14 protein-coding genes and 1 pseudogene are annotated in these 13,343 nt (G+C 65.3%); 9 read left to right on the top strand and 6 right to left on the bottom strand.

Annotated elements, in window-relative coordinates:
- Positions 1-30 precede the first annotated feature (30 nt).
- Positions 31-783 (top strand): helix-turn-helix transcriptional regulator, encoded by a 753-nt coding sequence (locus tag NM203_RS30700; RefSeq protein ID WP_255064615.1) that lies wholly within the window; start codon positions 31-33, stop codon positions 781-783.
- Between the two features lie 161 nt (positions 784-944).
- On the opposite strand, the pseudogene NM203_RS30695 reads toward NM203_RS30700, so the two are convergent.
- The 4 genes and pseudogenes from NM203_RS30695 to NM203_RS30680 form a co-directional block, all read right to left on the bottom strand.
- Positions 945-2,041, bottom strand: a pseudogene (locus NM203_RS30695) (HAD-IC family P-type ATPase); the annotation flags it as partial.
- Between the two features lie 302 nt (positions 2,042-2,343).
- Positions 2,344-2,517 (bottom strand): hypothetical protein, encoded by a 174-nt coding sequence (locus NM203_RS30690; protein WP_255064614.1) that lies wholly within the window; start codon positions 2,515-2,517, stop codon positions 2,344-2,346.
- Complete coding sequence (locus NM203_RS30685; RefSeq protein WP_255064613.1) at positions 2,508-3,098, bottom strand: methyltransferase domain-containing protein; 591 nt, start codon at positions 3,096-3,098, stop codon at positions 2,508-2,510. Before NM203_RS30685 ends, NM203_RS30690 begins: the two co-directional genes overlap by 10 nt.
- A gap of 47 nt (positions 3,099-3,145) precedes the next feature.
- On the bottom strand, positions 3,146-3,937 hold the full coding sequence (locus tag NM203_RS30680; RefSeq protein WP_303625472.1) for a winged helix-turn-helix domain-containing protein: 792 nt from the start codon (positions 3,935-3,937) through the stop codon (positions 3,146-3,148).
- A 407-nt stretch (positions 3,938-4,344) separates the two neighbouring features.
- Here NM203_RS30680 and ripB point away from each other — a divergent pair, with 407 nt between their 5' ends.
- The 3 genes from ripB (at position 4,345) to NM203_RS30665 (ending at position 6,994) form a co-directional block, all read left to right on the top strand.
- Positions 4,345-5,037, top strand: a complete 693-nt coding sequence (gene ripB / locus NM203_RS30675; RefSeq protein WP_255064645.1) for an NlpC/P60 family peptidoglycan endopeptidase RipB — start codon at positions 4,345-4,347, stop codon at positions 5,035-5,037.
- 74 nt (positions 5,038-5,111) lie between these two features.
- Positions 5,112-5,864: a response regulator gene (locus tag NM203_RS30670; RefSeq protein ID WP_255064610.1), complete on the top strand. Its 753-nt coding sequence runs from the start codon at positions 5,112-5,114 to the stop codon at positions 5,862-5,864.
- Positions 5,861-6,994, top strand: a complete 1,134-nt coding sequence (locus tag NM203_RS30665) for a sensor histidine kinase (RefSeq protein ID WP_255064609.1) — start codon at positions 5,861-5,863, stop codon at positions 6,992-6,994. Before NM203_RS30670 ends, NM203_RS30665 begins: the two co-directional genes overlap by 4 nt.
- Positions 6,995-7,028: 34 nt before the next feature.
- On the opposite strand, the gene NM203_RS30660 is transcribed toward NM203_RS30665, so the two are convergent.
- Together NM203_RS30660 and NM203_RS30655 are read right to left on the bottom strand one after the other, a co-directional pair.
- On the bottom strand, positions 7,029-7,685 hold the full coding sequence (locus NM203_RS30660) for a DUF305 domain-containing protein (RefSeq protein ID WP_255064644.1): 657 nt from the start codon (positions 7,683-7,685) through the stop codon (positions 7,029-7,031).
- Positions 7,686-8,060: 375 nt separating this feature from the next.
- Positions 8,061-8,822 carry a serine hydrolase gene (locus NM203_RS30655; RefSeq protein WP_255064642.1) on the bottom strand — a complete coding sequence of 254 codons (762 nt, stop codon included), beginning with the start codon at positions 8,820-8,822 and terminating at the stop codon, positions 8,061-8,063.
- Positions 8,823-8,987: 165 nt separating this feature from the next.
- On the opposite strand from NM203_RS30655, the gene NM203_RS30650 reads away from it, so the two are divergent.
- The 5 genes from NM203_RS30650 (at position 8,988) to NM203_RS30630 (ending at position 13,335) form a co-directional block, all read left to right on the top strand.
- Positions 8,988-9,371, top strand: coding sequence for an ArsR/SmtB family transcription factor (locus tag NM203_RS30650; RefSeq protein WP_255064608.1), 384 nt, complete (start codon positions 8,988-8,990; stop codon positions 9,369-9,371).
- Positions 9,364-11,475, top strand: coding sequence for a heavy metal translocating P-type ATPase (locus NM203_RS30645; protein WP_255064607.1), 2,112 nt, complete (start codon positions 9,364-9,366; stop codon positions 11,473-11,475). Before NM203_RS30650 ends, NM203_RS30645 begins: the two co-directional genes overlap by 8 nt.
- Positions 11,476-11,580: 105 nt before the next feature.
- Positions 11,581-11,922 (top strand): DUF3703 domain-containing protein, encoded by a 342-nt coding sequence (locus NM203_RS30640; RefSeq protein WP_255064606.1) that lies wholly within the window; start codon positions 11,581-11,583, stop codon positions 11,920-11,922.
- An 11-nt stretch (positions 11,923-11,933) separates the two neighbouring features.
- Positions 11,934-12,542, top strand: a complete 609-nt coding sequence (locus tag NM203_RS30635; RefSeq protein ID WP_255064605.1) for a hypothetical protein — start codon at positions 11,934-11,936, stop codon at positions 12,540-12,542.
- Positions 12,543-12,669: 127 nt separating this feature from the next.
- Positions 12,670-13,335, top strand: coding sequence for a DsbA family protein (locus tag NM203_RS30630; RefSeq protein WP_255064604.1), 666 nt, complete (start codon positions 12,670-12,672; stop codon positions 13,333-13,335).
- Positions 13,336-13,343 lie beyond the last annotated feature (8 nt).

Here is a 13,343-nt window from a genome sequence, read left to right as displayed (position 1 = left end):
CATTCATCCCGGCGTTGGCATACTCAGGACGTGACGTGGTCGGGCAAAGCGGTGATCGAGCCAGGTCGGCTCATCTACGGTGGCCGCCTCGGTGCCGCGCACGGTCATTCACATGCGGCGGTTCAGATCGCCGTCGCGTCCGATGGACAGGTTCTCTTCACCGACGCAACCGGGAGTAGCGTGCACTCCCGCTCAGCCATCATCCCCTCCGGGGTGCTGCACGCCGTGGATGCCGGCTCCGCGACCGGACTCATGATCTACCTGGACGCCACGAGCACACATGGTCGCCGTGCGGAGGCTCTCGTTGACCCGTCCGTGAGAACGGACGTGTCTGCTTGGCGGGCGGCCACCTTGGACCTCCCCGAGAATCTGGCTCTCCCAGTCGATCTCTCGACCGCTGCAGATGCCGTCATCGCCCAGCTCCTCGGACGCGAAGCGATTGCTATCGTGGATGTTCACACCCATCCCGCTGTGGCCGCCGCAATCTCGTTGATACCGGACCTGCTCAGCGGCCCGGTGCGGCTCACCGACGTCGCTTCCGCGGTGCATCTCTCCGCTGACCGGCTCGGGCGGATGTTCGCCCGCGACGTCGGCCTGTCGTTCCCGGCTTACGTACGGTGGGCACGGCTCATTCACGCGATGCAAGTGGCACGCAACGGAGGAACGATCACCGACGCCGCGCACGCCGCCGGCTTCAGCGACAGCTCCCACGCCAACCGCGCCTTCCACGAAATGTTCGGTGTGGCACCAGTCGACATCCACCGAAGTGTGCGGCTCGTCTGAGTGTCGGTCGACCTTTCTGCGCGGACTTCGAGCGTCAAACACGAAGACCCGGAGCCGAGTCGGGAAACGGTGGCTAGCGCGCCCAACACGCTGCCGTTATCCGAACCGGGCTCGACGGCGGGGTCCGGCGCCCTCGCCGTTACCGCAGGTCTGAGCAGTTACATGGAGCCGCGGCAGTGTGGCTCGGTGGCGATGGACACGACCAGGGGTATCGCCAACCCCAGAGCGTGGGGGCAGGCGATGACCAGGACGGTGATCGCGCGGACGACGGAGGCGTCGGGGTCTCCGATGATCGACCACGCGACGGCCGTGATGGCGGCGGTCACCAGGGCGAACCAGAACAGCCACCCGGCGGCGCGGTCGGCGAGTCGCTGGGCACGCGAGGACGAGTTCTGCGCTTCGGTCACCAGACGTTGGATTCCGGCCAGGGCGGTGTCGTCGCCGGTGGCGGTGATCTCGACCCGCAACCCGGAAGCGGTGGCGACGGTGCCAGCGGTGACGGCGTCACCGACGCCGCGGGCCACCGGCCGGGACTCGCCGGTGACCATCGACTCGTCCATGTCGGCTCGTCCGTCGACGATTCTGCCGTCGGCTGGCACGCTGCCGCCGGGTCGGACGATCACGACGTCGCCGACGTGCAGGTCGGCCGGTGAGACGGTGACGGTGCGGTCGCCGTCGACCTTCTCGGCCTCGTCGGGAAGCAGCGCCGCCAGGGAGTCCAGCGCGGAGGTCGTCTGAGCCAGGGAGCGCATCTCCACCCAGTGCCCGAGCAGCATGATGACGATGAGCAGCGCCAGTTCCCACCAGAATTCGAGTTCGTGGTCGACCACGCCCAAGCTGGCACCCCAGGACGCGACGAAGGCGACGGTGATCGCCAGTCCGATCAACAGCATCATTCCCGGTTTGCGGAAACGGATTTCGCTGACGGCGCCGGTGAGGAAGGGACGTCCGCCGACGACGTACATGAGCGTGCCCAGCAGCGGCGCGATCCAGCGAGCGCCGGGGATGTCGGGGAGCTGGTAGCCGAGCAGCATCCCGAACATGGTCGAGAACCCCACGACCGGGACGGCGATGATCAGGTTGATCCAGAACAGTTTTCGGAATTGAGCGACGTGATCGCCCCATGCCCGGCGTGACCCTCGTGGCCGCCGGCGCTGCGTGCAGAATGCGGCTGAACGCCGTGGTCACGTTCGGCGCTGTGATCGCCGTGCGCGCCCTTGTGAGGTATCTGCACCGACTTTTCGTTGTCGTCCATCATGTTCTGTCCTTCTAGCACGTGAGATTGTGAAGCGAAACGCCATATACCCCTAGGGGGTATGCGATCAAGGTGGAGGTGTCGCACGGAGGACCGCGAGTTCGGAAACTCGCGCGGGATGGATAGCACCGGGCGCACCGAGCCATTCCGCGGAGACAACAGATCGGGCTAGGTACGACCACTTCTGTTGTCCGGCAACGTTATAACCGTGCCGTCTCGTAGGCCGATCGGCCGCGACACGTCTAGATGCCGTTCTGCCCCAAGGTCGCGGGACCCTTGGGATTACCGCCCCTAAGAGTTTGGAGTCATTGTGGTCCGGCTGGCGGAACCAGCTCGGATCCAGGTTTGACCAGCGCGTAGTAGGCGTACCGGCTGTCGAGTCGGTTGTGCGGGACGAGGGTGATCAGCTTCGGCTCGAGTCCGCATTCGTCGGCGAGTCGCCAAAACTCCTCGATGGTGAACGTCGTGGTCAGCGCCATGTTGCGGGTGTAGGCCAGCCCGGCCTACCGCGCGTGCGACTGTCCCCGGTGTGGTACTTCGTCTGCACGAGCGCCATCCCGCCCGGCCGGAGAACGCGTTCTGCAATGCCGAGGATGGTGCGCACGGCGTCGACTCCGGCGGCCAATTCAAGGACGTAAAGACAGAGAAACGTATTGCAAGCCGACCGCAGTCCCTCCGTAGCAGAATCGGGGTCGGCGAGATCGATGTGCCTGCTGTCCACCGCCGTGCTGCACACCGCCTCCACCTGCCGAACACATTCGGCGAGGTTGTCTGGCGAGATGTCCGCGGCGATGAACCGCTGCGCAGTCGGCGCGAAGGCCACGGCATTGGCTCCGCCACCCGCCCCCCATTCGATAACGGTGCCCGGAGTCTGGATCCGCAGGGCACGGGCGAAGCGCTGATAGATCTCCCAGTGATCTCGCCCGACCTCCTCGAAGGCATCGTCGCCGATTCCCTGCCGCCAATGCGAATTCGACTCCCACGACGCGTCGCCGTCCGCTGCCGACCAGTATCGGGCGGCCTGTTTCCCGATTCGGGCGTCGTGTCGGTGAGGACTCAACTGTCTGACGACTGCCGCGATGAAACGTTCTCCGCGTACGGCCACGCTCAGCCCCGCCCCAGGGCGAACTGCAGGCCGGGTCCGTCTGACTTCAACGGGATGGCCCCCACGCCGCCGCACGGGGTCGCGTCGATCCCGTCGTGCGCGAGGCCTAACCGGTAGCCGACACCACGTACGTTGAGTACCAGCCTCGGCTCCTCGAGATCGTCGCCGAGTCGGCGGCGCAACGCACCGATGTGTACGCCGACCCGCTCGGCGTTGCCATTCGAGTGCGACCCCCAGACCGCCTCGATCAGTTCCTGGCGCGTCACCACCGCACCGTGCCTCCTGGCCAGTTCGACCAGGATGTCGAATTGCGTACGGGTCACTCCGATCCGTTCACCCGCCACCCGGACCTCACGGCGAACGACGTCGACGGACATCGAGCCGTACGAATATCGTTGTGGTGCAGCGGCGCCGACACTCTGCGTGCGGGCCTCGAAGGCATTCCATCTCCGCAGCGCGGCACGCACCCGTGCAGCCAACTCACGACTGCTGCGCGGGCCGGTGAGGACGTCGTCGGCGCCCGCGCGGAAGCCCGCGACGACGATGCTGTCATTCCCCGCATTCGCCCACATTGTGACGTGGGCATCGCAAACATCGCGTATTCCACGGCACGCCTGCACGGCCGAGTCACCCAGGGAATCGACATCGAGCGCCACGAACCCAGGCTGTCGGCGTTGGGCGACGTCCACCGCCTCACCGCCGCCGGCGGCCACCACCACGGACACCTCATCGGTACGGAAGTGGTCGGCGATCGCTTCGATCCATTGGACGTGATCACCGACGAACAACACCATCGCCTGGGTCGTCATCGCCGCTGTCGAAATACTAGGCATGACCAAATACTGCCCTACTACGTATATACGCACACGTCCATTGCCCGGCGAGTCGACACTTGGGCGGATGTCACGCTGACACGTGAACCACGTCCCTGGTAACGAGACGATAAGCAGCAGTGGCGATTACATTCTTGCCCGCAATCGTTCGCCAACCGATGCCAACCAGTTTTGTTACGGAAGTGAGATAAGAGGCGTAAGCCGCCACACGTGATTCGATGTTACGTTCGCTTGCACGTGTTAAGTACGTACGTCGCTTCTACGTAGGCAGCCTGCACGGGGTCGTTGGAGGTGGCAGGCGGTCGTCCGCGGGATCGAGTTGACGCAGCGACGGCCCAACGACCAAGAAGGCGAGGGCGGTGTCCGCGATGCACCAGCGACGCCTGACGACGCTGATATGGGTGGCTGTCGCAGTAATCGCCCTAGGCTTTCCTGCACCCGCGGTCGCAGAACCCGGTGACGGTACCTGGGATCCCAGCCTTCCGAAGGTCATCAGCGCTGGCGCACCGGGCGACCCACTCGCGATTGCCAACGCCTCTCTGCGGGCCACTGCCCTCGCGACCCAGACCACGATGGATCTCGGCCGCAACTTCCTACGCAGTGTGGGATTGGGCGGCGCCGATCCCGGCGCCCTGCCAATCGGCTCGGGCCGCGTGGCCGGGAGCCAGGCCATTGAGTACGTCATCCGTCGCGCGGGCACTCAAATCGGGGTGCCGTACTCCTGGGGTGGAGGCAGCCTGACGGGCCCCAGTCGAGGAATCGACCAGGGTGCCAACACGGTCGGGTTCGACTGTTCCGGACTGACGCGGTACGCCTTCGCCGGTGTGGGCATTCTTCTGCCGCGCTGGTCCGGTGACCAGTACAACGCCGGCCGCAAGGTGCCGCCGTCTCAGGCCCGGCGGGGTGATCTACTGTTCTGGGGCCCGGGAGGCAGCCAGCACGAGGCGATCTACCTCGGCAACGGCCAGATGCTCGAAGCCCAACAAACCGGCGTGCCCGTTAAGATCTCACCGGTACGCACGGGCGGAATGACGCCCTACGTCACACGCATCATCGAATAGTGCTACTCGCGCGGTTCGCTCACGACGGCGTGCCGCCACGCGCCTCGTAACGCATGCGCTCTCCACCCGGCACCATGAACGTCATGAGTGATACGTCAGAGCACGCCGACCACCGCTCGCCGGAGTTCCGGGCGTTGGTCGTCGACGACGAAGTCGCCTTGGCCGGGATCGTGGCCAGTTACCTCAATCGAGAACGTTTCGATACCCGGATCGCGCACGACGGTCCCGCCGCCGTCGCGCTAGCGCGAGACCACGACCCCGACGTCGTGATCCTCGACCTGAGCCTGCCCGGCATTGACGGGCTGGAGGTATGCCGTCAGCTCCGTACCTTCTCCGACGCGTACGTCGTGATGCTCACCGCACGCGACACGGAGTTGGACACCATCGTCGGGCTCAGCGTGGGAGCCGACGATTACGTGACCAAACCCTTCAGCTCCGGCGAGCTGGTCGCCAGGATCCGGGCGATGCTGCGCCGCCCGCGCTCGGTGCCAGGCGCGGCCGCTGCCGCCACAGGAACTCCTGTCCCGCTGACGTTCGGACCGTTACGCATCGATCTGGCCGGCCGCGACGTGTCTTTGGACGGTGAGTCAATCCCCCTGACGCGCACCGAGTTCGACCTGCTAGCCGCCCTGTCCGCACGCCCCGGTGTCGTGATGAGTCGCCGCCGATTGCTCGAGACCGTGCGCGACGGACCTTGGGTGGGCAACGACCACCTCGTCGACGTCCACGTCGGGCACGTGCGCCGCAAACTCGGTGAGGACCCCGCGGCTCCCCGGTTCATCGTCACGGTGCGCGGAGTCGGGTACCGGATGGGCGGCCCTCGATGACCGTTGACCCGGCGCGTCGCCGGCCAGGCATCGGCGTGCGCATGCTCATCGCCCAGAGCCTGGTTCTGCTCGCCGGAGCGATCACCACGTGGGTGGTCGCCGCCCTTATCGGTCCACCCCTTTTTCGCGAGCACCTCCGTCAAGCGGGCGTATCAGCGGGTTCGGCCGAACTGATGCACGCTGAAGAGGCCTACCTGTACGCGACCGTGTTCTCCGTCGGCGGCGCGGTGGCGGTGTCGGCGTTCACCGCATTCGTGGTGTCGCTATACGTCAGCCGCCGGTTGCAGCGTTCGGTGAGCGAGGTCGCGGCCGCTGCGAGCGCCGTTTCCGAGGGCAGATACGACGTTCGGGTCGCGCCGCAGAACCTCGGCGAGGATTTCGACGCGTTATCTCGGGCATTCAATCGGATGGCCGTTCAACTCCAGGCCATCGACACCACGCGGCGTCAGCTCTTCGGTGACCTCGCCCATGAAATCCGCACACCGGTGGCCGTACTCGAGGCATGCCTCGAAGCCATTGAGGACGGCGTCCGTTCGCTGACTCCCGACACCACCGCGTTGATGCGCAACCAATCACGCCGCCTCGTCCGGTTCGCCGGTGACGTCGGTGATCTCGCGCAGGCGGAGGAGAGTCCAGTCTCGCTGTCGTTCACCAATCTCGACGTCGCCGACGTGATCACGAAGACAACCGCCGCCGTGGCGGACCGCTACCAACTCAAAGGCGTATCGCTGTCAACGCACCTCGCGGCCGCGCATCACCATCTGCGGGGCGACCCGCAAAGGTTGAGTCAAGTACTGACCAACATCCTCGACAACGCTTTGCGACACACCCCCGCACACGGTCATGTGAACGTGCGCACCGACACTGAGGCCGACCAACTCGTCATCCGCGTAGTCGACGACGGCGACGGCATCGCCGCGGTCCATCTACCGTATGTCTTCGAACGCCTCTACCGCGCCGATGCGGCGCGCGCTCGCGACAACGGCGGTTCGGGTCTGGGACTGGCCATCGCCAAGGCCCTCGTCGAAGCACACGGCGGGAACATCTGCGCCGCGAGCAGGGGCGTCGGCTCGGGCACGACCATAACGATCGGGCTGCCGCGCACCAGCACCCGGCCGGTCAGTTCCTAGATCGCACGAAACCACCGCGCCCATTAAGGCCGCATCACTTGGCGGCCACCATCGCCTGCATGGTGTCGATCTCCTGCTGTTGAGACCTGACGATGGAGCGCGCCATCTCCGTTGCAGCTGGGAACTGGCCGTCGGCGACCTCAGTCTGGGCCATCGCGATGGCTCCCTTGTGGTGCTCGATCATCTGTTCCAGAAAAAGCTTGCTCGCGGCGCCGCCCTCAGCGTTCTGCAGTGCCGCCATGTCCTCCTCGGACATCATGCCGCCACCGCTACCGCTCATGTCGTGACCTGGCATCTCGGACATCGCCGGCCCTTCGGCATTGGTCGGTGATACCTTCCAATCGATAAGCCAGCCCTGCATTTTCGCAATCTCCGGACCCTGAGCCGCCTTGATCTGGTTCGCCAGGGCGACCACCTCGGGGTCGATGCCCTGCTTGCCCAGCAGCACGTCGCTCATCTCGACGGCCTGCTGATGGTGCGGAATCATGCCCTGCGTGAACGCGACGTCCGCGTCGTTGTGGGCCTGCGCTGGCTGGACGGCCGACGTCGAGGAGCCCGCCGCAGGTGATGTAGGCGAGCTGCTCATCGACGACATGTCATGGCTAGCCGTGGTATCACTACAAGCGCCCACCGCCAACGTGCCTGCCACGGCGATGACAGCCAGCAACCCGACCTTCTTAACGCCCGTCATACGCGTCCTTCGTAATCCCGTATCGCTCAAGTGGATGCGCGCATCGGCGCTCAAGCCGCCAGATCGACTGGCGATCACCACACCAGTTTGACCCCGCCGCTTATGGGTCTGCGAGACGTCGGATGAAGAATCGGTAAAGACGGATCGTCAGCGGCTAACGGCGCACAAGGGCACGCTGACGACAATGCCGGTAGGGTTCCAGCGCTATGCGGTGCGCGCCGCCCGCCCAAACTGTGCGCACCCTTTGCCTGAGACGCTTTGTGCCGCACATGATCTCACGAGAAGGAATGGAGCAGGATCATCTGCTTTACAGCAGGGGGTCAAACGATTACGTCGACGCCGGCACAGGTTTCGAGGGCCTGGTGACGCCACCCGCTAATCGGGCGACAGCAGTATCTGAGCGAGACGTGTGGTGGTCTCCACGCCATCGTCGTAACCGCCCTCCTCGTTGAGCGAGTTCATGATCGCCAGGGTGAAGCGCTGTTGAGGACCGGCGAAACCGACGCTGTTGACCACCCACCCGCCTTGTTCCTGTGACCATCCGTTCTTGTTGCCGGGTGTCATGGCCGCGCCCGCTCCCCACACTCCCCATTGCTGGTTGGGGTCGAGGTGCTGCATCTCCGACACGATGGCCGCGGTCTGGGCCGGCGGCAGCTTCGTCAGGGTGTAGTTCATCAAGCGATCGAGGTCATCGCTCGTGGCTTTCTGAAATCCCCAGTAGGGGTACGTGGGGCTGAACCCTTGCTGCGCCTTCAGACTGGTCAAACCGTAGATAGGGAAGTTGCGGTTGAATGCCATGTTGTCGGGTCCGCCGTAGCGTTCCCATAACGTATCTGCGGCCTCGTTGTCCGAGGAGTGCATCATGTCGGCCATCAGTTGATTGTCGGCCTGAATCAGACTGATCTGACCAGCGCGCCCACGTGTCAGCAGGTCGACCACGATTGCGAGTTTGATGGTCGACGCGGTCCACATCATGGTTCCCGCCGCCTCGTTGCGGTGAGCCAGTCCGGTGGTCCGGTCACGAATCACGTAGCCGGTCGTTCCGGGACGGGACGCGAGATAAGCGTCCGCCTGCGCGATGCGCTGCGCCATGTCGGCGTTGGCGACGGGCAGCGGGATGAATATCAGCACCGTCAACGCGAGGAGTCCGGTGGCTAGCGCCTTCACGTGGCCCAGCCTGTCAGCCCCGCCGGCACCATGATCGAAGGCACGCCGGTCGAAAATCAGTTTCCTACTGCTCGTTTACGTAGATCCATGTACCAAGCTTGACTACGACATATCAACGTACGTTAGTATCTACGGATGGCCGAACCGCCGATCGATCATTGCGAACTGTTGTGTCTGGACTTGCCGCACGCCGAGCGGATTCGCGCCGTGCTGCCGTCCCTGCCGGAGGCCGAACCGTTAGCGGCCGCAGCCAGGGCCCTAAGTGATCCCAACCGGCTGACCATCGCCTCGGCACTCCTCGAAGGCGACGAACTCTGTGTGTGCGACATGGCCTGGGTGGTCGGTCAATCCCAGAACCTGGTGTCGCATCACCTGCGCCAACTCAAGATCGCCGGCCTGGTGACGTCCCGCCGCCAAGCCCGAATGGTGATGTATCAACTCACCGATCGCGGCAAAGCCCTAACCGAGGCCGTGTTCGGTCACGATGGCCGCCGAGCCTCCGAGGTTCGCCATGTCTGACGCGTGCTGCGGCCCTGGGGGCGATGACTCCGATGCGGAGGTCGAGTCTGGCCCAGACACGTTGTGGCGTGTTCGGGAGCTTCAATTGGCTGCCGTGGCGGCGGTCTTACTCCTCGCCGGTTGGACACTCGACCGCAGTGGCCTTCAAACACTCAGCCTGACAGCCGAATTGGCAGCAGTTGCCGCCGGTGCCACAACGTTCGCTCCGGGCGCGGTTCGCAATCTTCGGCACGGCCGCCTCGGAGTGGGCACGTTGATGACGATCGCCGCGATCGGCGCCGTCGCTCTCGGACAAGTCGCCGAAGCCGCGCTGCTCGCAATCCTGTTCTCGATCGCCGAAGGACTCGAGCACTACGCGGTGACGCGCACACGTCGGAGTCTGCGCGCTCTGCTGTCGCTGGTGCCACCTACGGTGACCGTCATCCGAGGCGGCCGTGAAACGGGCGTGACGGCCGATGAATTGGTGATCGGCGACGTCATGGTTCTGCGGCCTGGAGACCGTTCCGCTACCGACGGGGTCATCACCTCAGGTCGCACGAGCCTCGACCTGTCGGCGATCACCGGAGAATCGGTTCCCATCGAAGCCGAACCGGGCACCGTCGTGCACGCCGGAGCGATCAACGGCGGCGGGGCCATCGAGGCCACCGTCACCGCGGCCGCTGCCGACAGCTCGTTGGCGCGCATCGTCCACATCGTGGAGCAGGCCCAGGAACGCAGGGGCGAGGGCCAGCGCCTGGCCGATCGGATTGCCCGCCCCCTCGTTCCGACGATCTTGGTTCTCGCCGCAGCAGTCGCCGGAATCGGCGCCCTCCTCGGCGATCCGGTGTTGTGGCTCGAACGCGCGCTGGTGGTGCTCGTCGCGGCCTCACCATGCGCGCTGGCGATCGCGGTGCCCCTGACCGTCGTGGCCGCAATCGGTGCCGCCAGCCGCCACGGCGCTCTTGTCAAGGGCGGCGCGGCGATCGAAGAACTCGGACGCATCAGCGTCATCGCCCTCGACAAGACCGGCACACTCACTCGGAACCGCCCGCAGGTCGTCGAGACGGTGACCGCTGTCGGCGTCACCGAAGCCGAAGCCCTGCAAATCGCATCCGCGGTTGAATCCCGCAGCGAGCACCCTCTCGCGCAAGCCGTCATCAGCGCCGCGGGCTCCGACGTCGTGGCGGCCGACGAGGTGACCGCTCAGGCCGGCCACGGCATCACCGGCCGCGTCAAAGGGTCCACGATTCGTCTGGGCAAGCCGGGCTGGATCACCGCCGGGGAGTTCGCCAACGACGTCACCCGCCTCCAATCCGCTGGGGCAACAGTGGTTCTCCTCGAACGCGACGCAACGGTCATTGCTGCGATCGCGGTCCGTGACGAACTACGGCCCGAAGCCCCCGAGGTGATCCGGCAGCTTCGGAACTTGGGCATCGAGCCCGTAATGCTGACCGGCGACAACGCCCGCACGGCCAATGCAATGGCCGAAGCCGCCGGCATCACCGCCGTGCACGCCGACCTGCTGCCGGAGGATAAGGCGCGACTACTCCCCGAATTGTCCGGCGGTCGAAAGATCGCGATGGTCGGCGACGGGGTCAACGACGCACCCGCCCTAGCGACCGCCGACATCGGCATCGCGATGGGCGCCATGGGTACCGACGTCGCCATCGAAACCGCAGACGTCGCGCTGATGGGCGAGGACCTGCGTCACCTCCCCCAGGTCCTCACCCACGCCCGTCGGGCTCGTAGGATCATGGTGCAGAACATAGGGTTATCGCTGGCGATCATCGCGATCCTGATTCCGCTTGCCGCCTTCGGTGTTCTCGGATTGGCCACGGTGGTGCTCATCCACGAGGTGGCCGAAGTGTTCGTGATCCTCAATGCCATCCGCGCCGCACGCACGCAGCCCCTGCCCGGCGGGGCACCCCTGCACAACGTTGCACCCGCGGTACACCACGTCACACTCCCGCCCTCCCCGCAACTGAGCGACACCTGCTGCGCGCCAACGGAGTCGCTCACAACGGCGGTGTCAGCTCAGCGAGATACCAGCGGCGAGGACTGCACATGCTGCCGACCCGTCCAACCCGAGGAGTCACGCGATGAATCGACGCATCTACCGAACTAGTTGCGACCGCGCGATAGTCACGTCGGGCGAATCGTCGTCGGCTGTAGAAACGTCTGCAGCCCAGCACTATTGGATCGGTCTCCGAACTCCTCGGCCGGTGGCGTCGTGACCCGGCTCGGTGCAGCGGCCCGCGACATCTACCGGCGCGAAATGGCCGCGGCGCAGAGTGCACCGTCCGCCGAGCAGCGATGGCGGCATCTGGAGCGGGCGCACATCGTGTCCCAGCCCGACCCGTGGCTGCACACCTGCAACCACGCGGCGATGCTGTCTCTCGCGCTGCGTCAACGGGATCGTCGCGAAGCTCTGGGTCAGGTCGTTCGCTTGATCGTCGCCGCGCCGGGCTCGATATCCGGACGCTATCCGGCGGGCAACACCGGTCGAGTCGGCGCCGGTCTCATGACCCCGATGGCGATTCCCGACGATCTCGCCCCGCTCATGGGCGGCTGACGGACATCGCGGTGGCTGCCACTGAGTCGAAACACCGCGCCCGGCCGGCGCCGATCGCCGTCGCGGTGGCCTTTTCGGCCGCGACACTGGGCGTGGGCTACTGGGCGCTCGGGTTGGCGACCATGCTGATCTTCACCGCCGGGTTCATCGGCGGCTTGCTGCTGTGGCTGGTGTGGCCGAGCGGCGGTGGCTGGGCTGACGTCCGAGTGCCGTACTGGATCGCGTTGTCGTTGTTCGTGATTCACCGCGTCGAGGAAAAGCAGATGGAGTTCTTCGCCTTCCTGGCGACGGTGACCGGCGTCCCGACTCCCGCAGTGACCTCCGTGCCGGTGGTCCTGCTCGTCGTCATCTCGGCGGGGGCCTGGTTGCTCGGACCCGTCCTGATGCGGTGCGGCCATCCGTTTGGCCGCTACCTGGCGTGGACGTTCTTCGCCTCGATGGGCCTCACCGAGTTGGCGCACTTCCTGATCTTCCCATGGGTCAATCCAGCGGGCGTTGGCTACGTACCGGGCATGTGGAGCGTCGTCGCACTGGCTCCGGTCGCCTGGTGGGGAATGTGGCGTCTCGCTCGCCAACCCTCCTACGCGTCAGCAGTCCGACGCGGCGCCGGTCGCACCTAACCTACGGTTTTTCTACGTATATAGTCGGTTGTGCGATGCAACCACAGACCGTCGTGGGGCACCGCTGCAGTAAGTGGCTGCTCCGGCGCCAAACAGACGTTCGCTGATTTCACGAAGGAATTTTCAGATGGCACCTATCTCCAGGATTCTGCTGACCGCATTCGCGGTGATCGCCCTGATCATCGGTGGTGGTGTGTATCTGTCGGTGCAGAACAAGGACTCCCCTGCCATTGCGCAGGCCGAGGGTGGCGAAGTGGGTCAGCTGGTCCGGGACAACAGCCGACGCCTTACGACGGTGCCGGACAGCGATGTCACGGTGGTTGAGTTCCTCGACTTCGAATGTGAGGCGTGCCGGGCGGCATTCCCGATGGTCGAGCAGTTGCGAGCCGAGTACGGAGATCGGGTCAACTTCGTCATCCGCTACTTCCCCATTCAGTCTCATTTCAACGCGGAGCGTGCGGCGCGTGCAGTCGAGTCGGCTGCCCAGCAGGACAAGTTCGAACCCATGTACAAGAAGATGTACGAGACCCAGAGCCAGTGGGGCGAACAGCGGACGCCGGCTGACTCGATGTTCCGCGGGTTCGCGACCGAACTCGGGCTCGACGTGGCCGCCTTCGATGCCGCGTACAACGACCCGGCGACGCTCGACCGTGTCAACCTGGACGTCGCCGATGGCAAGGCACTCGGCGTTCGAGGCACGCCGACCTTCTTCCTCGATGGGAACGAAGTGGATTTCAGGACTTTTGAGGAGTTTTCGGCGGCGGTTCAGCAATCCTTGAATGAGCAGTCTTAACCGGCTGT

The organism is Mycolicibacterium arenosum (assembly GCF_024320865.1).
GTDB classification, from domain to species: domain Bacteria; phylum Actinomycetota; class Actinomycetes; order Mycobacteriales; family Mycobacteriaceae; genus Mycobacterium; species Mycobacterium arenosum.
Note: the sequence above shows the minus strand (reverse complement) of the source record. Positions and strands in the feature narration are given on the sequence as shown.